The organism is Phyllobacterium trifolii, from assembly GCF_014192095.1.
Classification (GTDB): Bacteria; Pseudomonadota; Alphaproteobacteria; order Rhizobiales; family Rhizobiaceae; genus Phyllobacterium; species Phyllobacterium trifolii.
The window spans coordinates 503,509-526,876 of record NZ_JACHXN010000001.1 but is presented as its reverse complement, the minus strand read 5'-3'; the positions used below and the strand labels follow the sequence as shown (position 1 = coordinate 526,876).

The following is a 23,368-nucleotide window of genomic DNA, read 5'->3' as shown; positions in this document are numbered from 1 at the left end:
GTGTGCGGAGGCTCGCACCTCCGGTGATTTGCGGCAGGGTTTACTATTTCTCCGCCCACGGTGGATGATACGGTTCAAATGGCTTGCCATCATTGTGCAGGCAACCAGCGAGTAGCAACCCGATGATAGCCAAGGTGAGTAGGGACCTGAGAGACATCGCATTGCTCCGGCACGCTGTCAGCGTGCGTCGCGCTTGGCCTGTGCTACCTGCGCAGCCGCGCGCTGCCGACCACGTTCCATTGGCCGGATAAGGCTGTTTACCTTGGTGTTAGGATTCGCACGCATGCCTTGATGTGCATACCGCGTGTTGAATTCATTGCCTCTTGTCGGCGCTTGCTGCTTTAGGGCCAGCACATTGCGTGCGTTTTCGATCAGTGTCATGCTGGCTGCCAGGCGGCGACGTCGCTCCACTTCAGTGTTCAGCCTACGCATTGTCATCGCGAGAACGGCAACTTTCAGCTGAGATCCATCATCCCGGGCCGAAGCCGCACTGCCCTTCGGGGCGGCCTTGCCGCGCATTTCGCGGCGGCGGCGGTTAGCCTCCGTTTGCGCCTTGTCACGCTGTTGACGTGCAAGCTTCACCAGGTTGGACAGGTCAGCATCACTCATCTCCTGCAACGCGGGATGGTGAGACTTCTCCACCAGAATACGCTCTTCTGCGTTCAGGGCTCGGAGCTCTTCCTTGCGTGAGATGGCCATGCTGTGTCCTCTCCGTAGAAGTTGTCGCCCGACTTTCTTATGAATCACGCATGGGGTCAAGGTTGGCGCGGACACCTGCCCCAATCCAACTGCGTCACGACTTGTGCCGATGTTGATGGTGCGCATCCGGGAAATGCGAGTGCGCGTGTCGCAAGGCAGGATGTCTGTGGAGATGGCTATGGCTGACACCTGCGGCGACTGGGTACGGGTGATCATGCTGATGGTGCAGATCGTGAACGTGCTCATGCTCGTGCTCGAGTTCGGCATGGACGTGATCGTGTTCGTGTTGTTCCGTAAGATGGAGCCAGATGCCTATTGCCATCAGGGTGCCAGCAAAAATGAGCGAAGGTGTCAGTGGCTCGCCCATCGCCAGTGCAAGCACTGCACCAATAAAAGGAGCAACTGAGAAATACGCACCTGTTCGAGCAGTCCCCAATTGCCGTAGCGCCACCACAAACAGGGCCAGGCTTATTCCGTAGGCGACGAACCCAAGTATGAGCGCACCTATCAGATTGGGCAGAGGCGGCAAATGAGAACCCAACAACAAGGCTAGTCCAAGGTTCACCGAACCCGCGACAAGGCCCTTCACCGATGCGATCCATGATGCGTCAGACAAGGACACTTTACGGGTCAAGTTGTTGTCGATGCCCCAGGCAAGACACGCTGCCAAGATCGCACAGGCCGACCAGAACCCCTCGAAATGGGCTTCGCTTGGCCAGCTCAATATCAGCGCTCCGGCCATAATTGCGATCATACCAAGCGCGATACGTCGGTCGAAATTCTCTTTGAAGACGAACCAGGCGAGGAGGGCTGTGAAGACAGCTTCGGCATTCAACAGCAGTGAAGCACCCGATGCGGGTATCCCGACCAATCCAACCATGAGCAGAACTGGTCCAACAACGCCGCCAGTAGTGACAGCGCCAATGAACCATACCAACTCGTGACGAGGTAGATGGACAGCTGGAGACTTCGTGAACCGACGATATAACGTCAGACCCAAGCCAGAGCCGAGATACAAGAGTCCGGCAAGCATCCAGGGGCTGACCGATGACAGCAGCAGCTTCGCCAAAGGTGTCCCAATGCCGAACAAGGTTGCGGCCATCAGTGCCGCTGGTACTCCATGATCAAGTCCTATGCGCATTGTGTCTTTCCATTTGCCGTCCGGTTGGGAACAATCTTAAGCGCCGCAGAGGACTACCGCTAGGGCTCGGCGTACTTGACACGGCCAAGCCACATGACATTATGTTGGGCTATGGGGTTGCGATCACCCCACAAGGCGTCAGCCGAAGTATCGCGTCCAAGCAACAATGGAGGACGCGTCATGACTTCACTTCTCGAAATTTCTTCTGAAAAACTCTATCGCTTGGTTGGTACCCCAAGCTGCCCTATGCTTGTCGACGTCCGCACCAATGAGGACTTTGACGCTGATCCACGCCTGATCCCCGGATCAATAAGGCGCGGCCATAGCGACGTTCAAGAATGGCTCAACCATGTGGCAGGTCATGCGGTTATCGTGATTTGCCAACGGGGACGAAAGCTAAGTCACGGTGTGGCCGCATTGCTTCGCCAAGCGGGAGTCGACGCCAATGTTCTTGAGGGCGGGATCGAAGCATGGCTGGCATCTGGCTTCCCGGTGATCCCGGTTTCGAAATTACCCGCTCGCGATAGCGCCGGCCGTACGGTCTGGGTGACACGAGCGCGACCGAAGATCGATCGCATCGCTTGTCCATGGCTGATCAAGCGCTTCGTTGATCGGGATGCCCTCTTTCTGTTCGTCCCCCCGGCAGATGTCGTAGAGGTTGCCGAACGCTTCAACGCGGCGCCATACGACATCGAAGGCGTTTTCTGGAGCCACCGCGATGAACGGTGCACCTTCGATGTGATGGTCGAAGAATTCGGCTTGTCGTCAGAGCCCTTGCTGCGATTGGCGACCATCGTCAGAGGGGCCGATACAGCGCGACTTGATCTCGCCCCCGAAGCTCCCGGGCTACTGGCAGCATCCCTTGGACTGTCGCGGATGTTCGCGGATGACCACGAGCAGCTGAATGCTGGCGTCGGGCTCTACGACGCCTTCTATCGCTGGAGCCGAGATGCGACCGACGAGAAACACAATTGGCCGTCCACGAAGCGGACAGTGTGATGACAGACATTATCGGCAAGTCCAGCGCAATCTCCGATGAGCAAGAACATGAACACGGCATCTCCTTCTCGGATGCCGTGAAGGTCTGGGCAAGGGTCGCCGCTCTGAGTTTTGGCGGTCCTGCCGGTCAGATCGCGGTTATGCATCGGATCATCGTCGACGAGAAGCGGTGGATCGGAGAGCATCGGTTTCTACATGCGTTGAATTACTGCATGCTTTTGCCGGGTCCGGAAGCACAACAGCTTGCAATCTACATCGGATGGCTTTTGCACAGGACGGCCGGAGGCCTTGTCGCCGGTATCCTGTTCGTCTTACCCGGCTTCCTCGCAATTCTTGGCCTCAGTTACATCTATGTCGCCTTCGGCAGCGTCGATGTTATTGAAGGATTGTTCTTCGGGTTAAAGGCTGCAGTGCTAGCAGTGGTTTTTCAAGCAGTGTTTCGGATCGGCGGGAGGGCTCTGAAGAACAAAGCCATGGTCGCAATTGCGGCATGCGCCTTTGTGGGGATCTTCTTCCTTCATGTCCCGTTTCCAATGATTATCTTGATGGCGGGTGCGATCGGCTACATGGGCGGACGGATCGGATCACCGCTGTTTCAGATCGGTGGGGGCCATAAGTCCGGAGCAAGTGCAGTGCTGGAAGACAAACACTCGGCGCTTGGTGAAATCACCCCTCGTCACGCGCGGCCCAACCTTGTTTGGTCGCTGAAGGTCTCAGGTATCTTGCTTGCACTTTGGCTGATGCCTGTCGCACTCATTGTCGCCTTTCTCGGCTTCGACAGCGTCTTTTCCAAGATCGCGATCTTCTTCAGTCAGATGGCATTGGTAACGTTCGGCGGAGCCTATGCCGTGCTTGCATACGTCGCGCAGGAAGCGGTCCAGCACTATGGTTGGCTCAAACCCGGTGAGATGCTCGATGGCTTGGGGATGGCCGAGACGACACCGGGACCGCTGATCATGGTTGTCCAGTTTGTTGGCTTCATGGGTGCCTTTCGCGCTCCGGGTTCCCTAAATCCAATGGTTGCAGCAACCTTCGGAGCGGTGCTGACGACATGGGTGACGTTCATCCCATGCTTTCTGTGGATATTCCTTGGCGCACCGTTCATCGAGAGCTTGCGCGGCAACAAAGCACTTACAGGTGCGATGTCTGCAATCACTGCTGCAGTTGTCGGCGTCATTTTAAACCTGGCAATCTGGTTTGGTCTGCACGTGCTGTTTGCAGACGTTGAAACCTTCAGTGTTGGATGGTTCTCGCTCGATATTCCAATCTTCCGGTCGATAAATGTTGCGTCCCTGCTTTTGACTGCCGCCGCTGTACTCGCATTGTTTCGATTTCGAGTATCCGTCATCTTTACGCTCATCGGCTGCGCTGTGGCCGGGATGGTTTGGACGTTGGTCACACGGTTCTAATGACCTCGTAACAGGCATCCAGACCGCCACTCTGTGCCGCTAAATCACTTCTGTTCGATCCGCTTCAGCACGGAGTCGAGAGCAAGCGTCAAAGCCTTTGTTCCGCCATTTTCCTTGAACTCCGCGAAGACCTGCTCATTCAGACCACCCTTTGTCGAAAACTCGGAAGCCATTGCCTCAAATGATTGTTCATTTGATGCGTCCGTTACATGGGACAGACTGCCAAACAGCCCTTTCAAATAGATACTCGCCTGATCATAGGGCATTCCCTCGGCTTCGAGCCAGCGGGCGCTTGTTTCCAGCAGGCCGAAATATGTGGCCATCAGCGCGCTCGCCGCGCCAAAAAGGTCGTATTGCTTGAGGTCTTCTGCCTGCACTGCAGTCCCGAGCGAAGAGAACAAGTCAGCAATATCGTCGTTGGGCGGATAGATTGCCGTTGCTCCGCGCAATGCAGCGACAAACGGCAGGGGAATCGCCCTGGTAATGATTACGGGCACGCCAATCCAACTGGCCAGGGATTCGATCGGGACAGCAGCAATAAAGCTCACCACCTGCTGGTGTCCATGAAATCTGAGTTCTTTCACCACTTCCTCGGCAATTTGCGGCCTTACAGCAAGAAATACGATCTCGGCGCTGTCCACGACATCCTGATTGTCACGACCCACGCGCACGATCGGAAACATTTCCGCCAATCGCGCTGCAACGTCCTGACTGCGAGGGGAGACGACGATAGCCTCGATATCGGACCTCGATTTCATCAAGCCAGTGATAACGGCCTCGGTAATGGCACCCGTTCCTACAAAACCTAGTTTCATTGTTCCCCGCAAAATTTTGACGTCTCCGTGTAGCATATCTCAAACAAGTCGCCGAACCATGCAAAGTGGATCGGGACTGTGCATCTCCCTCAATAATATGATCAGCTTGCAACCGGTGGAATATGGGCGCTTCCTGTTTATGTGCTACGGCCTTGATCGTTTGACGTTGTCACACACAGCTAAAATTCGAGCTAACGAGGGGGACCCGATGAAGCTTTCAGGATTTCTAGGACACGCGCCGATGACGCTTGCGGTGCTGATGATGGTGACCGGCCCGATGATGGTATCGTCTGCCGACGCCGCCCGGCGAACGGTTGCTGGCTGCGGTCCACGTGGCTGTGCCGCCGTGTCGACAGTTCGCAGAGGCGCCGTCGTCCGTCCGCCGGTGCGGCGCGGGGTCGTCGTCGTCAATCCGCGTCGTTACTGGCGGCCGGGCGGAGCGATTGCGGCAGGCGCAGCGATCGGCTTCGTTGCGGGTGCCTCGGCTGTGGCGATTGCAGGCTCGCCGCCCCGTTCCGGCTATTGCTGGTATTATACCAACGCTGCCAGGACGACCGGTTTCTGGGACGTTTGCCCGGGCTGATCCTCGCCTGATTTACTTGCTGGCCGGGCCCTTGTTGCCCGACTCGAAGCCCGTCCATGTCGAACCGATGTTCAGCCATGTGTTCTTCGGTTGCAGTGTCTTGAATCCGACGCTGCCCGGGCCCAATGCCGATCCTCGTTCGAAGATGTTCTTGTAGAGAATCGTGTTGTATTTGCGTGAACTGTAGAGCGGCGGCGCCTTGAAGCTTCCGGTGTAGGTCCACATGAGTTGAAAAGCGTCGATGAAGCCGAATTTCAGGTTGCTGAACCGGTTTCCTTCAAAAACCGTTCCGTTGTAATCTGCCCCGTTATAGCCCCAGGATTCAAATTCGACGCCGATATGCGCGAGCCTGTTGAAGGTGTTCTTGCGGTAGACGTTGCCAAGACCGCCCCAGACACCCGCAACCCCTGAATCGGTAAAGGTCGTGCCGGCATAAAGCCCGCTATTGCTGTCGCTGACCGTATTGTTGGAATATTGCAGGAAATAGGGGCTCAAGCCGTTAGCCGAGCTCAAGGCGACAGTCATCATGCCATGACGCATTTGCGAGATATTGTTCCCGTCAACAACGGCATCATAGACATTGCCGTAGAGCAGGACGGCGGTGGAGTCGGAATCATGCTTGAAATAGCTTGGGCGGCCCTGGAAAGTGTTGTTGTAGATGGCCATCTGTGAAGCCGCCGCCGCAAGGGCGAACCGGCTCGAGCTATCTGGTATGACGTTCCAGGCTTTGTCCAAGGTCGCCGTGTTGTCGTTTACCGAAACGATACGCCGATGCTGGCCGGCACCTCTGCCGCCGACGATAACCAGATCCTGGCCTCCGGCCTTGTCAGAGGCCGAGAGTGAGGAGAACGTAACTGTGTTCGCGGTGGCTGCCTTGAATCCGTCCTTCAGTTCGCTGCCGACCATCTCGAAACATATTTGTTCACCTTTATTGCAGTCGACCTTGTTGCAATTATGCGGGGCGGCCTGATGCGAGACATTGTCGCCCCAATACATGTTTTCCATGCTCCCGGCGTGGCCTTGGGCAACAAAGAACCGGCCAATGCCGTGTCCATCGTCGCGGTTTTCGTCAGCATTGGCGAGATCGTTACCCGCCATCGAAAATTCGCGCCCGCCCCAAAGTGCAACCACGGACTCGCCATATCCCGTCATGCGAAAGCGATTGTTGGTCATGAATATCTGGCGGCTATTGCCGTAGAACGATCCATTCTCGATCAGCTCCGAGCTGTCGATATAAAGGCCCGATGCGTCGTGCGCTTCGAGAGCCGGTGCGCCCCAAGCCTTCAACCGCATGGCTTGCAGGCGCAGGTTCTCGACGCCGGGTATCCACAGCAGCGGGGTAGAACCGGTATTGCCATTGGCATTGAGCGTCAGTTTTTCGAACTGGGCATTGCGGTTCGCATCGACAACCATGCTGCCCGAAACCTTTTTGCCGAGTCTGATTTCGGTCGCATCCATGCCGTCGCCAAGCCAGTGCACGTTATCCGGCGCTCTGAGCACCGATTCGATGAGGTAGACTCCGGCCGGAAAATGTATGGTGGCGGGCGCAACGCTTGCCGCCGCTGTCAACGCCGCCTCGATAGCGGCGGTATCGTCGGTCACACCATCGCCCTTTGCGCCAAAACTCCCTACGTCGAGCATCTTCTGGTCTTGTCGGGCCCATGGAGATTGATCGGCGATGGCCAGGTTCAACGGACCGCTCCAGCCGAAACGACCTCCATGGCCATTGTGGACCCAAACTTCGTAACTCCCGGCCGTGAGGTTGGGCACCTTGAAATCGACCTTGAAGGGATTGACTGAAACCGGCGTCACATACTTCCCGGCACCGTTGGCGGGCTTGATGTAAATAAACGATGCTGATGTGCCATTGGACCTCGCCAGATTGCGCCCATAGACTGAAATCGTTGCTCCTGGAACAGCATTGTTTGGCCCGAGCCACCAGCTTTCCGTTCGGTTGATCGCGAAAGCCTTGCCGCCCGCGTCATCGCGTTTCGGCCGGATCAGATACATCGACCAATTGGGGAGGGGTGCTGGTAGCAGGACGGTCGCAGCGGTGTCATCGGCACGCAAGGACGGGGTCGAGATCACCGATCCTTCCTGTCCAGACGGCGCTTGGGAAAAGACGTCGAAGCTTGTCGTTCCATCCAGATCGACGCCAGTCATCAAGACGATTTCGTCGTGGTCGGCAGTTCTCGATATTTCGGCGATAGCAGGCGCGGACGGACTTACCGGGAAAACCGGCGGATCGAAGGCGTCCGCACCTTGTGGCAGCGCTGGCTCGGGGTTGGGTACGGGAAAACCGAAATCAATTGGCTCGGCTTTGTCTTCTGCCCAGGATGCCTCCGGCAAAAGTGCCGTACCGACCCACGCTACTACAATCAGGGCGAGACATTTCGTGAATCGGCTCATGTCCTACCCTGAAGGACGGCATGCTGAAATTCAAGTCATGGCAGGGCGTGAATTTCGGCCTGTCTAGGCCAATCCGATACGTTTGGCGCCTTGCCTGAACACAGCCTCGGTGTCGGGTGTGAACTGGAACGTCGCAAGAAAATCATCGACGCAATACTGGGGTAGTGTCTTGCGTATGGAAGCGGCAAAGGCCTTCGCTTCGTCGATCCGCCCAGCCAGTGCCAGACAGTGCGCGGCGATGGAGAGAATGATGGCGTGAGCGTTGGGCCGCGCTGCTGCTCTCAGTGCCCATTCCGCCGCCTCCTCGAATTGACCGAGACGAACATGGGCCATGGCGCGTGCCCCCAGCATACCGAACAACAGCGGATCGACCGGGCTCAAATGGCGCGAATGATCGGACGATCCAATCGCCGCTGTAGGATCGCCTGACTGGGACTGGACGAACGACAGAGCGTAATGGCCGAGCGCGAAGTTCGGGCTGAGCTCCACAGCTCTTTCAAGTTCGACAAGCGATTCATCCTGCCGATGCCGCAGCCACAGAGCCCGACCCATGGCCCAGTGCGCTGCCGGATTGTTATCGTCGACGATAAGGCTTTGGCCAGCCGCAGCGTAAGCTTGGTCACTTTCTTTCGCGTAGTCGCCCCATCGTTGAAAAGCGTTCTGCCAATGGGTGAATGACAGTCCCGCATGCGCTCTGGCAAAGGTCGGATCGAGCCGCACAGCCACCCCGAAAAAGTGTTGCGCAAGCTCGTTCTCCTGCCGTGTAAACCTGTACATGTGCCAGAGGCCGCGATGATAGGCCTCCCAGGCATTCAACGAGCTTGGCGATTTGAGGATCGCCCGGTTGCGCTCGACCAGCTCGATTTCGCTGGAGATTGACGAAACGATCCTGTTGCCGATCTCGTCAAGCACAAGAAATGTATCATCGAGCTTGTGATCGAAGACCTCTGCCCAGACGATGCGCGCGGTTCGCACCTCGACAAGCTCCGCCCGCACCAGAATGCGATTTTGCAGATACCGCACGCTGCCGCTGGCGACGTAATCCACGTTGAGGTGACGGCCCGCGTCCTCCGGGCCGATATTTCGCTCTGCAAGCGCAAAAACCGAACCGCGCGCGATCACAAAAAAGCTTTTCAGCCGGGCGAGGCGGGTGATGATGTCGTGGGTCAGGCCGTCTGCTAGCCCGCCTCGTATCAGCTCGCTGTTTGTCTCCAGCACAAACGGCATGACCGCAAGTGACGCGTGATGGTCCGCATCGGCAATCGGGGGCGTTGGTGAAATCAAATCGATGCGCGGCGCGGCGGAAATGTAGATGTGTCCTGCAGTTGTGGCCTGTCGCCCGTTCTTGATTGCGGGCCATGCCTCCCGTACCGGCGTGAAGTCCAGTCCCTCCGATTCGAACAACCTTGCCGCGGTTGCCAGGTGTTCTTCGCATTCTACTATCTGCCCGCGCTCCGCAAGCGTTGCCAGCAATGCCAGATGCGCGCGCTTGTCGAATGGCGCGAGCCCGACCCATGCATTCAGAATGGATGAAATCTCGTCCGAGTCTGCCGGCAGTTTCTTGGCCAGATGCTCAAGCACGGCAGCGTGGCAGGAGCGGAACCGGCGCCGTTGGGCGATCAACCAATGATTGAAATGCGGGCTGCGATCGATCTCCAGCCCTTCAAGGAAATCGCCGGCGAAGTGCCGGGAAAGTTCCCGCAATCGCGGTAGGTCGAGTGTCTCGATCCCTTCTTCCGCAGCCGAGGCAATATGAAGGGCATCGACGAAACAGCCACTGAGATCGAGCCGGATCGTGTCGTCGGTGGTCTCAATTCTTTGATGGCCCGGTTCGTTGAGGACGCCGCGTAGCTTGCTGAGACACCAGCGCAGTTCGCCGCGGGGATCGTTGGGCACATCCCACAACAGATCGCAGAGGCGGCTGCGTCCAACCGCGTGCGGTGTCAGCGCCAGATAAGCGAAAAGAGCGCGCACCTTACGTGACGCGGGAAGTTCCAGAGGGACCCCGTTGTGGATCATTGTCAGGGGACCAAGCATCCGCACGCAAACGCCGGCAGCATGGCCGGTCAACGCTACCAATGCAGATTCCACGTGCGTTTCCACGCTTGTTCCCACGATGCCCCCACGTTTTTATTCTATCATGGAAATCGAAAAGTTGCATCCGGCGCCGTACGTGCTGGGTGCGGCTGGCGCAATTTGCGCAAAAAAACCATAGGGGAAAAGGATCATGACAACGCAAGCGACAATCAGAACGACGAACGGGCGCGGGCGCCTCTTCGACAGCATTCTCGACACGGTCGGCGATACGCCGGTAATCAGGATCAATAATCTCGCTCCAGATCATGCCAAAATCTATGTGAAGGCCGAATTCTTCAATCCGGCTTCGTCGGTCAAGGACAGGCTGGCGCTCAACATCATCGAGGAAGCCGAGCGCAATGGCACCCTGAAACCGGGTCAGACCGTCGTGGAGGCCACCAGCGGTAATACCGGGATAGGCCTTGCCATGGTCTGCGCGCAGAAAGGCTACCCGCTGGTCGTGACCATGGCGGACAGTTTTTCCATCGAGCGGCGCAAGCTCATGCGTATGCTGGGCGCCAAGGTTGTGCTGACGCCCCGCGCACAGAAAGGGTTCGGCATGTACCGCAAAGCCGTGGAACTTGCGGAGATGAACGGCTGGTTCCTCGCACGCCAGTTCGAAACGGAAGCCAATGCCGATATCCATGAAGCAACGACGGCCCGCGAGATTATCAATGATTTTGCCGGATCGCGGCTCGATTATTTCGTGACCGGCTATGGAACCGGCGGTACTGTCGCTGGCGTTGGCCGTGTCTTGCGCCGCGAGCGGCCGGAAACACGGATCGTTCTAAGCGAACCGGCCAATGCTCAACTGCTCGGTAGCGGCAAGGCGCAGGAACGGGGCGCGGGCAACGCGCCGGCTGCCAGTCATCCGGCCTTCGAACCACATCCTATCCAGGGCTGGACGCCGGATTTCATTCCGTTCGTGCTGCAAGAAGCCATCGACGACAGCTTCTATGATCAGGTCGTGCCGATTCCCGGACCGGAAGGCATCAAATGGGCACGGGCGCTGGCGCAAAAAGAGGGCATTTTCACCGGCATTTCCGGCGGTGCAACCTTTGCCGTCGCGCATAGCATCGCCGAAACGGCGCCTGCTGGCTCGGTGATCCTGTGCATGCTTCCCGATACGGGCGAGCGCTACATGACGACGCCGCTCTTCGAAGGGATCGAAGCCGAAATGGATGAAGAGGAAACGGCGCTTTCGCGCTCGACCCCCGGCTACCAGTTCGCTGCCGAATGACCGGAGGTGTGAAATGGACACATCGCTCAAGCCGGTAGCAAGGAATGCCGAAGAAACGCTCGATCCGGAAGACTGGGCGGGCGTCCAGACGCTGTCGCATCAGGTCATCGACGATGCGGTCGGTTACCTGCGCGACGTTCGCGAGCGCCCGGTCTGGCAGGACATGCCACGGGAGGTCAGGGCTTCCTTCGACGCTCCCTTGCCGCAATCACCGGCACCGCTTGCTGACGTCTACCGCGAGGTGGCCGATACGGTCATGTCCTATCCCATGGGAAATATCCACCCGCGTTTCTGGTCGTGGTATATGGGCACGAGCAACTTTACCGGCGCCTTGGGTGATTTTCTGGCGGCCATTCAGGGCTCTAACCTTGGCGGCGGCAATCACGCCGCCGCTTTGATGGATCAACAGGTCGTCAACTGGTGCAAGGAGATGCTGGGCTTGCCAGCCTCGGCCAGCGGCACGCTGGTCAGCGGTGGCTCGATGGCCAATATCATCGGCCTGACTGTGGCGCGGAACGCCAAGGCTGGTATCGACGTGCGCGAGCAGGGCGTCGCTGCGATCGAGAAACCCTTGCGTTTCTACGGTTCCGACCAGATCCACAGCTGCCACCGCAAGGCGATGGAGGCGCTCGGCCTTGGGAACCGCGCGCTCCGGCGTATAGGCACCGACGATGAGTTGCGCATTGACCTTTCCGCATTGCGCGCGGCAATCGCGGAAGATCGCGCCGCAGGTTTTCAGCCAGCCTGCGTGATCGGAACGGCAGGAACCGTCAACACCGGCGCCTTCGACGATCTGCAAGGTTTGGCGGCGTTGGCAGCGGAGGAGGGGCTCTGGTTCCATGTCGACGGTTGCATTGGAGCGCTCATCGCCATCGCACCCGAAAACAGGTGGCGCGTTGCCGGCATAGAGCGCGCGGACTCCGTTGCGCTCGATCCGCATAAGTGGCTGCATGCGCCCTTCGAAGTCGGCTGTGCGCTGGTCCGCGATGCGGCGGCGCACCGCGAGACATTTGCGGTGACCCCGGAATTTCTGGAGATGACGTCGCGCGGTCTCGCATCGGCCAATTGGCTGCATGACTACGGGCTGCAAACTTCTCGCGGTTTCCGCGCGTTGAAAGTCTGGATGTCGCTGAAGGAACACGGTGTTCTGAAATTCGGGCGTCTCATCGACCAGAACATCCGGCAGGGCCACTATCTCAATAGTCTGGTGGAAGCCGAACCGCTTCTCGAACTGGTAGCGACCACCAACATCAACATCGTCTGCTATCGCTATCGTCCTGAAGGGTTTTCCGGCGAACGGCTCAAGGCGCTCAATACAGAGATCATGCTCAGATTGCAGGAGGAAGGGACGGCTTCCATTTCGGACACGACTGTCCATGGCGAGCACTGCCTGCGTGTCGCAATCAACAATCACCGCACCCGCCAAGGCGATCTCGACCTGTTGATACGCGAAACATTGCGCCTGGGAGCCGAGATCGCCAGCAGAAGCTGACGCCTTATGAAGGGCAGGCGGCGCCGGTCGCGACCCAGGCCTTGATCAGTTCGCCGAAGGCTTCCTGCGTTCCGGGTACCGGCTCCCTGCCGTCGCCCGGATGCCAGCCCCAGCCGACGAGATCGTCATGCGCCATGTGCTCGACGATCTCGTCCAGGTTCTTGCCGCCATTGCGCTGCGGATCCTTGATCTGGTTGCAGATGGCGCCGAGAGACTTGCCCTCCCAGGCCATTTCGATGGGCGCCAGATGCCAGTTCGGATTGCCCGGAATGCTCTTGATCGTCTCGGCTTGCCCGATGACTTTTACATTCTCCGGCCCGTGGCAGGTGTTGCACTGCATTCCGGGCATGCCCATGCCGCCTTCACCGCGCGACACCGGGGGCTGGTGCGGATGCATGGAAATGTCCTGCAGTGGCCTGTCACTCGCCGGATGGCAATTGACGCATCGCGGATGCTCGATGACCTTGCCGGCCTCCTCGAAAAGCGCAACCGAACGTTGCTTTTCATCGGTGATCGATTGGAACGACGATGCGGGCTTCAGCTCCTCTTTTGCCACGACCGGCTTGTCCTGGGCGCGCGAGATACTCGAGACAGCAAGCCCACCATTGACCGCAAGACACACTGCGAGCGAGATGTAAGCGATGTTGCGTTTCATCCTTTGTCCCCTCAAGCCGAAAGCACGTTTACGATCGGCAGCTGCCGGACGGGATTATTGGTCAGTCGCCGCCATGCATTGGCAACCGCGGGGCCGACAGGTGGGACACCCGGTTCGCCGACACCGGTCGGTTTTTCGGTCGACGGGATGATCGCGACTTCGATTGCCGGCATCTCGTTGATGCGCAATGACCGGTAGTCGTGGAAGTTGGATTGGACGATCTTGCCGCCATCTCCAAGCGTGATCGCATCGAACAGCACCGCGCCGAGACCGTAGCCTATGCCGCCTTCCATCTGCGCCGCGATGACGTTGGGATTGACCGCAACGCCGCAATCGACGGCACACCATACCTTGTGCACGCGAGGCGCGCCGTCCTCGCCGAGCGAAATCTCGACGATCTGCGCGACATAAGTGTCGAAGCTCTTGACGATCGCAACACCGCGCTGGCGGCCCTCCGGCACTGGCGAACCCCAATTGGCCATTTCGGCGACCTTCTTGAGCGTTCCCATATGCCGGGGCTCTTTGCTCAAAAGCGCCAGTCGGCCCTCGACCGGATCCTTGCCGACCTTCTGCAGCAATTCATCGACGAAGGTCTCGACCGCGAAGCCCGTATGCGTGTGCCCGACCGAGCGCCACCAGAGCGGCGGTATCTCCAGCTTGGTATTGTGCGCGATGACGCGAAGGTTCGGGATCGTGTATGGCAGGTCGGACGCGCCTTCCACCGACGTGGAATCGAGGTCGGCCTTGCCCATGATCGACTGGCCGACGATTGTCTGGTCCCAGCCGACGATCTGGCCATCGGTACCCATGGCGCCGCGCATCTTGTGCACATACATCGGACGGTAATAGCCACCGCGAATGTCGTCCTCGCGCGTCCACATGTGCTTCAGCGGGCGTCTACCATCGGTCGCCGCAAAGACACCCGCGGCTTCCTGCATATAGGGCGAGCCGAACTGCGCCTTGCGGCCGAAACTGCCACCGGTGATCTGCGTGTTCAGCCGGACTTTCGCAGGATCGAGGTTCAAGACCTTTGCAGCGGTTTTCTGGTCCATGCCGGGGAATTGCGCGCCGTTATAGACATCGACCGATCCATCGGCTCTCTTGATGAACACCGCATCGAGCGGTTCCATAGGCGCATGCGCGAGGAACGGAAAAACGATCGTTGCTTCGAGCGATTGTACGCCCTGTCCGCCGAATGCCTTGTCGACATCGCCATTATGCGTTGCCTGAATGCCCGTTTCTGCGAACATCTTGGTGTAGTCCGCCGTCAATTGGTCACTGGACCGGGTTTCAGCCTTCGAGAGATCCCATTCGACCTTCAAGGCGGCGCGGCCCTTCAATGCGGCAAAGGTGTTGTCGGCGTAAACCGCGACGCCCTGCGGCACCTGTTTGACATCGACGACGCCCTGCACCTTGCGCGCCTCGCTGTCGTCAAAGGATTTGACCGTCGCACCGAAATGCGCGGGGTGTTCGACGACGGCATAGAGCATGTTGTCGGCAGTTATATCGAGCGTGTAAACGGCGGTGCCGTTGGTCTTGCTGAGCGTATCGAGCTTCGGAAGTTCCTGCCCGATGAGCACGAAATCCTTCGGGTCTTTCAGCGTGGGTTCGGCAGGCGGGGTTTGCGTCGCGGCCTTGGCGGCCAGTGCTCCGAAGCCGCTTTCCTTACCGGAAGCGTCGTGCTTGATGCGGCCTTTCGAAACCGTGATCTCGCTTGCCGGAACGTTCCATTCCGCTGCCGCAGCGGATACCAGCATGGCCCGGGCTGTCGCGCCAGCCTTGCGAAGCTGCTCGTAGGAATTGGCAATGGAGGTCGAGCCGCCCGTGCCTTGAAGCCCAAAGGCAAGGTTTGCATAGACCTTGTCGTCCGCCGGTGAATGCACGGCACGCATCTGGCTCCAGTCAGCATCGAGCTCTTCAGCGACGATTGTTGCCAGACCGGTGAACGGACCCTGGCCAAACTCGATATGCTTCGATAGCACTGTAACTGTGTCATCAGCGCCGATCTTGACGAAGGCGTTCATCGGCGAAAGCGTCTCCGCACCGCCGGCCGGAACACCTTCGAGTGCCTGTGCGGAAAACACTTTTGGCGCGAGCGTGAAGCCGATGACGAGCCCTGCACCTGCGAGGAACGACCGGCGTGTAGCCGTGATGTTGTGGATGGTCATGGCTCAGCCCTCCATCGTGTCGGCAGCGTTATGGATCGCTTGCCGGATACGGTGATAGGTGGCGCAGCGACAGATATTACCCGCCATCGCGCCGTCGATATCATCATCGGTCGGTTTCGGCGTCGTTTGCAGAAGCGCCACGGCGGACATGATCTGTCCGGATTGACAGTACCCGCATTGCGGCACGTCGATCGCAACCCAGGCTTTGTGGATGGCCTCGGCCTCCTTGCCTTCGATGCCTTCGATCGTGATGATGTCCGATCCTTCGACCGTTGATATCGGCGTGATGCAACTGCGGCGCGTCGTGCCGTCCATGTGGACGGTGCAGGCGCCGCACTGGGCAATGCCGCAGCCATATTTCGTGCCGCTGAGTTTCTCGAAATCGCGAATGACCCAAAGCAACGGGGTCTCGGGGTCCCCGTCGAAAGTCCGTTCTTGTCCATTGAGTTTGAAGGTGATCATGTTCGTGTCCCGCATCTGGCTGCGCACGTGGGGCGTGCTGGCTTGAGTTGGTCTGTCCTGAGCGTCCAGGCTGCATCGAACATGGTAGGCGTCCGGCGAGGGGTCAAGACACGTTTCTGCTACCAGAACCAGAAAGCACCTCGCCAGCTTGAAATAATTTTCGGAAGGCTGTCGGGTGCTCTGGTTACTGTTCGTCTTAACTGCATTGGCCCACATAAGTTCCCATTGTCGAGGAGACGAACATGAAAATTCTTTCAAGCCTTATTGCTTTCGCGGCGGTTGCATTGACCATCACATCGGCTCACGCCGCACCCGCGGTAAAAAGCGGGCATGTCGAAGCTGGCGGCATCAATTACTATTATGAAATACAGGGAGAAGGTGCCGGCACACCGCTGCTCCTGCTGCATGGAGGTCTTGGATCCACTGGTATGTTCCAGCCGATCATGCCGCGCCTCATCGAGGGTAGGCAGGTTATCGCTGTCGACCTGCAGGGGCATGGCCGCACAGAGCTCGGCAATCGCCCAATGAGCCTTGAAGCCATGGGGGACGACATGGCGACGATCCTGAAGTCGCTCGGCTACGACAAGGCCGACGTTCTTGGCTATTCGTTCGGTGGCGGAGTGGCGTTCCGGCTGGCCGTACAGCACCCCGAAATTGTCGATCGCGTTGCGCTGGTGTCCGCAGGCTATGCGCAGGACGGGTTCTATCCCGAAATGATCAAGATGCAAGCGGAGGTGGGTGCTGGCATGGCCGACATGATGAAGGAGACGCCCATGTACAAATCCTATGTCGCCGTCGCTCCAAAACCTGAGGACTTCCCCCGGCTCCTTGGCGCGATGGGTGATTTGATGCGCAAGCCCTACGATTACTCTGCCGACGTCGCGAAACTGAAGATGCCGGTGATGCTGGTCTTCGCCGACAGCGACATGTACCGCCCCGAACATGAAATCAAATTCTACCAGCTGCTTGGCGGCGGTTTGAGAGATGCGGGCTGGATGCGCGAGACCATGTCGCAGAACCGCCTGGCGATCATCCCCAACCGGACGCATTACGACATTTTCTTTGCGCCGGAGCTGGCGGAAGCCGTCATGCCGTTTCTGGACGGGCAGGACAAGGTGAAGAGCTGGGACGATCTGGTGAATGCAGCCAATTGAGGCAAGGTTAGTGGCACTTGGCCGGACAGGGATCGTCGTCTCTGTCCGGCCAATTTTTCGCCGTTAGCGCGCACCCGACTGTCGCTTCCGCAGTGGCTTCGAGAAGCATATACTATCCGGCGGTGTAGAACGGCGGGAGACAGCCTATGGTAGCGACAGACAAAATCTTCGCGGGGGCAATTCCGGAAATATATGACCGGCTCATTGTGCCGATGATCTTTGAGCCCTATGCGCAGGATCTCGCCGACCGGGTGGCCAGGTTCAAGCCGCAAAACGTGCTGGAGATCGCAGCTGGCACCGGTGTCCTGACGCGGGCCATGGCTTCCCGGCTCAACGCAGAAACACGGATCGTCGCGTCGGACCTCAACCAACCGATGCTTGATCGTGCAAGTTCGAGGCAGCCCGAAGATGGTCGCATCGTCTGGCAGCAAGCGGACGCCCTCGCGCTTCCCTTCGAGCCGCAGATGTTCGACGCCGTAGCGTGTCAATTCGGTGTCATGTTCTACCCGGACAAGGTCCAGGGGCATAAGGAAGCCTACCGCGTCCTGAAGCCCGGTGGGCACTACTTTTTCAATGTATGGGACAGGCTGGAGACCAGCGATTTCACCCAAGTGGTGACAGGTGCGCTGGAAGAGATGTTTCCGGACGACCCGCCTCGTTTCATGGCAAGAACACCGCACGGTTATTGGGATCAGAAGGCGATACGCGATGAATTGTCGGCCGCAGGTTTCAGGTCGATCACCATCGAAACGCTGGAGAAGACCAGCCGCGCAAATTCGGCGCGCGATGCCGCGATCGCCCTTTGCCAGGGAACGCCGCTGCGAAACGAGATCGAAGCTCGCTCGCCATCCGGTCTCGAGGCCGTCACAGAACATGTGGCACAGGCCTTGGCGCAACGGTTTGGAAGCGGCGCCATCGAGGGCCGTATCAGCGCCCACATTGTCGCCGCTGTGCGCTAGAACGGCTCTGTTGGAGAAATTTGTGCTGGGGCGTGTCGAGCTTCAGGTCAGGCCGTCATGGCGTGAATATCAGCGCGCAACGACCGGCTGAACCTCGAAATTATGCCGGGTATTGCCGATCGTCAGAACTGTTCCCCACAACACAAACAAGACGGCTGCCAATAACACAGCCATCACGAGGAAGTCCCGAAGTTCCAAAGGTTCAATGTCGCGATTCCGCATATCACTGGTCCCCGATTCGTTTCTCTGTATTGTGCGGAAACCACTATTTCTCCTCAATAAACCGTCGCCTCACTAAAATTAATTAGAGCGTGTACTCATAAATCCAGACGCCATGAACTTGGCGACCTCCGCTTTACTATCGTTCAGCGGACATGACAGTTGATCCATTGTATCGAGCGTCGGGCGATGTTCTTTTTCGGCCGGCAATGGTATTTACCTTCTCGCCCGGCTCTCGCCCCACAATGCTGATTGATACTGCAGAGGCGTTCCGTGCTCAGGCCGGGGGGCGTTACGCGATGCAGATTAGGGGTAACAAGAAGAAAGGTGCCCTTTCGGCGTGGGCTGTGCCCTTGCGGCTGCATCTGAGTGTCGTAATCCTCGGCCTGTTAGCCTGCATTTCGCTACCGCTCATATGGATGACCTACGCGCAGGGCAAGTTTACGGCACTGTCGGCCGGTAAAGCCGAGATGGGCCAACTCGGGCTTCGCGCGATCGAGGATTACCGCAATGTCTTCAACAGCGGTTATGCTGGAGTGGTGACCGCCTCTGTCGTTCCGGAGATGCTAACCGCACCGCCACAAGATTTGAAGGCAAAGCACGATTTCCTGCTCAAAGTCCTGCAGTCGACTTTCCGTATCGACAGCGTCTATGCAGGCTATCCCGACGGTAGCTTCGTGCAGGCTGTCGACGTGACCGCAAATCCGGAATGGCGCACCAACCTGGACACCTCCGAGGAGACTGCATTTGCCGTCCGCGTGATCACACAGGTTGGCGGAGCACCCAATACGACCTGGACGTTTTATGACAAGGATGCGAGCCAGCTCTATCGACGTGCGGATCGCGATGACATGTTCGATCCGCGTATTCGGCCATGGTACGTTGCAGCTGTCGATAACGGCAAGGCGATCTCCGTCGGACCCTATGTCTCGGCGGCCACCAACTCCATGACGATAACACTGGCGATGCCCACGGGTGCAGGCAATCGCGTGGTGATCGGAGCGGATGTGTTGCTGCTTACCCTAGGGGAGATCGTCGATGTCAGCGCACTCTCGAATGAGGCACGTGGCTATGTCTTTGACCGGAAAGGTCGCGTGCTCGTCCACTCCGACAAGACTGTCATGAATGAAATCCGCGGGCAGCTTCGACGAGGACGGGAGGTTTCGGTTGCCGACCTTGCAAAAGCCGATCCTGCCATTCCGGCAATCGCAACTCTACTCGCCTCGGGCGGGGGTCCCGCGACTGGCGATGTGGTCCGTTTTCCAGTAAACGGGCGTGAATACCTGGCGCAGTTCTTCAGCGAGGACATCTCCGGGCTGGTCGGCGGTTATACGGTGGTGATATCGGCACCACTCGATGAACTTGTGGCGTCTGTCGAGCGTACGCTGAAGCGCAACCTGGCGATCGCCGCGGCTTTCCTTGCCGCAGGCGTGCTGGCGGCGCTCATCATATCCCGGCTGATCAGTAGATCGCTCTATGCACTCGCCGACGAAGCGAGGCACATAGGTGAACTCGAATTCGGCGAAAGTCGTACGGCACATTCCTGGATATCCGAGGTCAACGCGCTGGCAAAAGCACTGAGTTCGGCACGCACGGCCATCAAGACGTTCTCGCTTTACGTGCCGCGGGAGCTTGTGCGCAGGATCGTCATTGCAGGTCAATCGGCTGTCGGCTCGGCAGCACGGCAAGACATCACGGTCCTCTTCACCGACATACAAGACTTCACCACCATTTCCGAGCAGTGCTCACCGGAAGAAGTCGTCGCTCTGCTCTCAAGCTATTTTGAAGCACTCAACGAGATTATCGAACGTCACGGCGGGACGATCGTGCAGTATATAGGAGACTCCGTTCTGGCTATGTGGAACGCTCCCGTTCTCGATGATCGGCATGTCGAACATGCTTGTCACTGCGCCTTGGCGATGAAGGCTGCGATCGACGCGATGAATGCCGCCAATTGCGCGGACGGTCGGCCCGAGCTTATCACGCGCTTTGGCCTGCACACCGGACCGGCTGTGGTAGGCAGCGTGGGCGCAGAGACACGTCGGCAATACACGCCCATTGGGGACACGGTGAACATCGCTTCGCGTCTCGAGGGGCTCAACCGGCAGTATGGAACGTCGATCCTCGTCAGCGGCGCAGTCCGCGATGCGGTTGGCAACATGTTTAATCTCGTCCCGATCGAGGTTGTCAGCGTCAAGGGACGAACCGGACAGACGGAACTCTTTGAACTTAGAACATAGGGCCAATCCGAGGACGGCTGGCTGGTGTGGCGCTTCATTTGAGAGTATTTTTATTCATCAAGGATTGATCTACACCGCGCCCGGGAGGAGCTCTGCTATGGCGTGCCGTGCCCATATTACCTTTCTCGCCTTCATCGTTTTGGGACTGTTGCCTGGAATTGCACTGGGGGCGGAGCCTTTCGTCCCGAGCTGGATCAAGAACGTACCCGCAGCCAAGACTGTGGCGATAGAGATCGTTGCCGATTGGAATCAGGTCGAACGATATCGCAGGGACAACATCCGGACAGACATTATAGACTTCAACGGATACTGGGGCGGCAATCTTACGATTATCGTCCCGGCGGATTGGTCGGTAGAGATCACGTTCATCAATGGCTCCTTGTCTTTCCCACATAGCCTGATGGTGACCAGGGTCTATGCTCAGTCAGAAATGCCGGTGAAGCTGACGGCCAAGGATGCGATCTGGGGCGCGCATACCGATCCGCCAGAGGGAATCAAATACAAGGAGCGAAGACAACTCAACTTTGTTGCTCTGCAGGCCGGAAAATATTTCCTCGCCTGTGCGAGGCAAACACATCTGATGGACGGTCACTGGATCGGTTTCGAGGTGAGAAACAACCTCGACCAAGCCGTAGCAGTCGTCCATGACGACAAGTTTCCGCAGGATCAGCCTCCGGGACGTCCGTAGATCTGCGCCACCCTTCGCTGCCCTCTGGCTTGTCGAGGTTTTGGACCGGCGGCCAGCCTGGTTGCGCTTGGTGGCAGACTTGACTGTTTCAATTGCCGCCAGCAAGACCACAGGTCCCTTTATAAGATTTTGATATTTCCGGACCAAAGCTCCAATCGATTTCATATGTCGTTCCGGCTATTCTACGAATGTCTCCGCAAGGGGGCTCGTTACTGGCTGGACTTCAGATGAACCGGCCGGAAATGATCATCGGAAAAAATGGCCTGCGCGGGTTCGACGCGCGGTCCATTCGCATTTGGAGGTTACGGTTATGCGTGATCTTTCTATTCTGCTCGCCGTCGCTGTCGTCCTGTTCCTCGCGTTCCAGACACAGCGCACACATCGCTAGACGGCTTTAAGGCTTCACAGTTTCAGCCATGCCCTTGCGGGCATCGAGGCCGGGCTCAGCTTTGTCCCCTCAAGTTTTGTGAGGGCCGGGGCCGTTCATTTACCCGCTGCCAGAACGTTATGAGCAGAGTTGGCAGATACCGACAGCGATCGAGACAGCAAAGCCGAAAATGAGCAAATGGCACCACATTGGCGTGGTGTAATGCATGATGTTGTCGTCTTCTTCATCGTCGTGCATGAATGCCCTCTTGACGTTAAGCCGTCCCTTATCAATTCAATGTGAACGTGGGATGTCAAGGGGTAAGGGAAGTTGTCGGCAGCCATGTGCCGTCAGATTCGACATCGTTACAATTTCAACTATCCTTTGCTCTGGGCACCAAAAAGGATGATGAAATGACAGTCCATGGCTCATTTGCGGCGATGGTGCTCGGTGCCATGGTCGTCGCTATTGCGCCGGCGCGTGCCGAGTCCACAGTGCCGGTTGCAGTGGCAAATTTTGACTTTCTCGACACTTCCGGTGAACCGGTCGATCAGAGCGACACGCACAAGCGCAGGCTGAAGGCGCTTTCTGATTTTCTGCGCGATCAGTTGGCTGCCAGCGGCAAGCTCAAACTGGTTACGCTGCCTTGCGAGGCGTCGCAATGCACGGCAGCGGATCCTGGTTTCGAACCGCTTGCCCGGCAGGCCAAACAGGCGGGTGCGCGGTTTGTCGTTATCGGTGCCGTCGAAAAGACCAGCACGTTGATTGGCTGGGTCAAATATTCTGTGCTCAATGTCGACGACCAGCGCGCGATTTGTGGGGAATTGATCACCTACCGCGGCGACACGGACGAATCCTGGCGCCGCGCCGCGAAATTTTCGGCGGGACAGATCGTCAATCGCTGTCAATTCGGCGGATGATGCTCGCTCGTCTCAGTTGTACGCGAGTTTCGGGGCGGGCGGCGCCTTGGCGTGCGCCTCTTTCTGCCGAAGCTCCGCAACCTTGAGCTCAGCCGCGGCAGCAAGGTCCGAGAATATCCTGTCGAGCGCATCGGCAGCTTCATGCAGCGCATCTATAAGATCGACCGCGCCGATCTCCCTTGCCAACCGTCGCATTTCTTCCGCGTGATTCTCTAAAAAAATGTGCAGCCGTGTTGCCTGGTCCAGCGTCAGGCCCTCGTAGGCAAGGAACCTCGGTATCTTTTCGCTCAGCTGCCCCGCAAGTTCGTTTTTCTCGCGAAGTATATCCAACCATAGTGCCATACAGGGTCTCCGATGTGCCGGATGAAATCCTTACAGATGAGTGACGCAACGTCAATTAATCGTCAAGATTAGACACCCGTAATGCAGATGTATTATATAACTAAATCAGAAAGAAGTTGATATCGGCGCAGTTTTTCCTGGATAGATGACGCCATCTCATGAAAGTACTTCGCCTATTAACAATCCTGATCCTCGAGCCCGCCCCTTGGGGCCCGGACGCCGATATCGCTTTTTCCCACGCGCAAAAACGGATATGTCTCGGACCTTGACACATGCATTGGCGTTATCGTCTGGAGGCTCTATATTTGGATGCGACTGCAATATCGGAAGC

At 57.9% G+C, this 23,368-nt stretch carries 21 protein-coding genes; 10 read left to right on the top strand and 11 right to left on the bottom strand.

Annotation, left to right across the window (positions count from 1 at the left end; genetic code table 11):
• Positions 1 to 177: 177 nt before the first annotated feature.
• The 3 genes from FHS21_RS02690 to FHS21_RS31120 form a co-directional block, all read right to left on the bottom strand.
• Positions 178 to 699: a hypothetical protein gene (locus FHS21_RS02690; protein ID WP_112527692.1), complete on the bottom strand. Its 522-nt coding sequence runs from the start codon at positions 697 to 699 to the stop codon at positions 178 to 180.
• A gap of 94 nt (positions 700 to 793) precedes the next feature.
• On the bottom strand, positions 794 to 1,840 hold the full coding sequence (locus FHS21_RS02685; protein WP_112527694.1) for a DMT family transporter: 1,047 nt from the start codon (positions 1,838 to 1,840) through the stop codon (positions 794 to 796).
• Positions 1,841 to 1,899: 59 nt separating this feature from the next.
• The gene (locus FHS21_RS31120) at positions 1,900 to 2,022 is read right to left on the bottom strand and encodes a hypothetical protein (RefSeq protein WP_281385840.1); all 123 of its coding nucleotides are present in this window, start codon (positions 2,020 to 2,022) and stop codon (positions 1,900 to 1,902) included.
• On the opposite strand from FHS21_RS31120, the gene FHS21_RS02680 reads away from it, so the two are divergent.
• Both FHS21_RS02680 and chrA read left to right on the top strand, forming a co-directional pair.
• Entirely contained in the window at positions 2,021 to 2,839 is an 819-nt protein-coding gene (locus tag FHS21_RS02680) for a chromate resistance protein ChrB domain-containing protein (RefSeq protein ID WP_112527696.1), read from the top strand. The two genes, FHS21_RS31120 and FHS21_RS02680, sit on opposite strands and share 2 nt — an antisense overlap.
• Positions 2,839 to 4,248 (top strand): chromate efflux transporter, encoded by a 1,410-nt coding sequence (gene chrA, locus FHS21_RS02675; RefSeq protein ID WP_112551223.1) that lies wholly within the window; start codon positions 2,839 to 2,841, stop codon positions 4,246 to 4,248. Before FHS21_RS02680 ends, chrA begins: the two co-directional genes overlap by 1 nt.
• Positions 4,249 to 4,292: 44 nt before the next feature.
• Here chrA and FHS21_RS02670 read toward each other — a convergent pair whose 3' ends face one another.
• Positions 4,293 to 5,063 carry a pyrroline-5-carboxylate reductase gene (locus FHS21_RS02670; RefSeq protein WP_112527700.1) on the bottom strand — a complete coding sequence of 257 codons (771 nt, stop codon included), beginning with the start codon at positions 5,061 to 5,063 and terminating at the stop codon, positions 4,293 to 4,295.
• A gap of 208 nt (positions 5,064 to 5,271) precedes the next feature.
• Here FHS21_RS02670 and FHS21_RS02665 point away from each other — a divergent pair, with 208 nt between their 5' ends.
• On the top strand, positions 5,272 to 5,646 hold the full coding sequence (locus FHS21_RS02665; protein ID WP_112527702.1) for a hypothetical protein: 375 nt from the start codon (positions 5,272 to 5,274) through the stop codon (positions 5,644 to 5,646).
• Positions 5,647 to 5,658: 12 nt separating this feature from the next.
• Here the strand turns inward: FHS21_RS02665 and FHS21_RS02660 are convergent, their stop codons facing one another.
• Together FHS21_RS02660 and FHS21_RS02655 are read right to left on the bottom strand one after the other, a co-directional pair.
• A complete protein-coding gene (locus FHS21_RS02660; RefSeq protein WP_183660897.1) occupies positions 5,659 to 8,055 on the bottom strand; it encodes a glycosyl hydrolase family 28-related protein in 2,397 nt (798 codons plus the stop codon).
• Between the two features lie 63 nt (positions 8,056 to 8,118).
• Positions 8,119 to 10,092, bottom strand: coding sequence for a transcriptional regulator (locus FHS21_RS02655; RefSeq protein ID WP_112551348.1), 1,974 nt, complete (start codon positions 10,090 to 10,092; stop codon positions 8,119 to 8,121).
• A 190-nt stretch (positions 10,093 to 10,282) separates the two neighbouring features.
• On the opposite strand from FHS21_RS02655, the gene FHS21_RS02650 reads away from it, so the two are divergent.
• Together FHS21_RS02650 and FHS21_RS02645 are read left to right on the top strand one after the other, a co-directional pair.
• Complete coding sequence (locus FHS21_RS02650; protein WP_112527706.1) at positions 10,283 to 11,371, top strand: PLP-dependent cysteine synthase family protein; 1,089 nt, start codon at positions 10,283 to 10,285, stop codon at positions 11,369 to 11,371.
• A 13-nt stretch (positions 11,372 to 11,384) separates the two neighbouring features.
• Complete coding sequence (locus FHS21_RS02645; RefSeq protein ID WP_112527708.1) at positions 11,385 to 12,863, top strand: pyridoxal phosphate-dependent decarboxylase family protein; 1,479 nt, start codon at positions 11,385 to 11,387, stop codon at positions 12,861 to 12,863.
• Between the two features lie 4 nt (positions 12,864 to 12,867).
• Here the strand turns inward: FHS21_RS02645 and FHS21_RS02640 are convergent, their stop codons facing one another.
• Genes FHS21_RS02640 through FHS21_RS02630 form a run of 3 tightly spaced genes read right to left on the bottom strand, consistent with a single transcriptional unit; the run spans position 12,868 to position 16,148 of the window.
• Positions 12,868 to 13,518 carry an Isoquinoline 1-oxidoreductase subunit gene (locus FHS21_RS02640; RefSeq protein WP_112527710.1) on the bottom strand — a complete coding sequence of 217 codons (651 nt, stop codon included), beginning with the start codon at positions 13,516 to 13,518 and terminating at the stop codon, positions 12,868 to 12,870.
• 11 nt (positions 13,519 to 13,529) lie between these two features.
• Positions 13,530 to 15,686, bottom strand: coding sequence for a xanthine dehydrogenase family protein molybdopterin-binding subunit (locus FHS21_RS02635; RefSeq protein ID WP_183660893.1), 2,157 nt, complete (start codon positions 15,684 to 15,686; stop codon positions 13,530 to 13,532).
• Between the two features lie 3 nt (positions 15,687 to 15,689).
• Complete coding sequence (locus tag FHS21_RS02630) at positions 15,690 to 16,148, bottom strand: (2Fe-2S)-binding protein (RefSeq protein ID WP_112528111.1); 459 nt, start codon at positions 16,146 to 16,148, stop codon at positions 15,690 to 15,692.
• 242 nt (positions 16,149 to 16,390) lie between these two features.
• Between FHS21_RS02630 and FHS21_RS02625 the strand changes: the two genes are divergently transcribed.
• Together FHS21_RS02625 and FHS21_RS02620 are read left to right on the top strand one after the other, a co-directional pair.
• Positions 16,391 to 17,302, top strand: coding sequence for an alpha/beta fold hydrolase (locus tag FHS21_RS02625; protein ID WP_112551226.1), 912 nt, complete (start codon positions 16,391 to 16,393; stop codon positions 17,300 to 17,302).
• Positions 17,303 to 17,448: 146 nt separating this feature from the next.
• Positions 17,449 to 18,261, top strand: a complete 813-nt coding sequence (locus tag FHS21_RS02620; protein WP_112527716.1) for a class I SAM-dependent methyltransferase — start codon at positions 17,449 to 17,451, stop codon at positions 18,259 to 18,261.
• A gap of 69 nt (positions 18,262 to 18,330) precedes the next feature.
• On the opposite strand, the gene FHS21_RS02615 is transcribed toward FHS21_RS02620, so the two are convergent.
• Positions 18,331 to 18,483, bottom strand: a complete 153-nt coding sequence (locus FHS21_RS02615) for a hypothetical protein (RefSeq protein ID WP_162701866.1) — start codon at positions 18,481 to 18,483, stop codon at positions 18,331 to 18,333.
• A gap of 242 nt (positions 18,484 to 18,725) precedes the next feature.
• Between FHS21_RS02615 and FHS21_RS02610 the strand changes: the two genes are divergently transcribed.
• From FHS21_RS02610 to FHS21_RS02600, 3 genes are all read left to right on the top strand, one after another.
• Positions 18,726 to 20,720 (top strand): adenylate/guanylate cyclase domain-containing protein, encoded by a 1,995-nt coding sequence (locus FHS21_RS02610; protein ID WP_246410733.1) that lies wholly within the window; start codon positions 18,726 to 18,728, stop codon positions 20,718 to 20,720.
• Positions 20,721 to 20,817: 97 nt separating this feature from the next.
• A complete protein-coding gene (locus tag FHS21_RS02605) occupies positions 20,818 to 21,408 on the top strand; it encodes a sulfocyanin-like copper-binding protein (RefSeq protein WP_112527718.1) in 591 nt (196 codons plus the stop codon).
• A gap of 780 nt (positions 21,409 to 22,188) precedes the next feature.
• Positions 22,189 to 22,695: a DUF2380 domain-containing protein gene (locus FHS21_RS02600; protein ID WP_112527720.1), complete on the top strand. Its 507-nt coding sequence runs from the start codon at positions 22,189 to 22,191 to the stop codon at positions 22,693 to 22,695.
• Positions 22,696 to 22,707: 12 nt separating this feature from the next.
• On the opposite strand, the gene FHS21_RS02595 is transcribed toward FHS21_RS02600, so the two are convergent.
• Positions 22,708 to 23,037 carry a hypothetical protein gene (locus FHS21_RS02595; protein ID WP_112527722.1) on the bottom strand — a complete coding sequence of 110 codons (330 nt, stop codon included), beginning with the start codon at positions 23,035 to 23,037 and terminating at the stop codon, positions 22,708 to 22,710.
• Positions 23,038 to 23,368 lie beyond the last annotated feature (331 nt).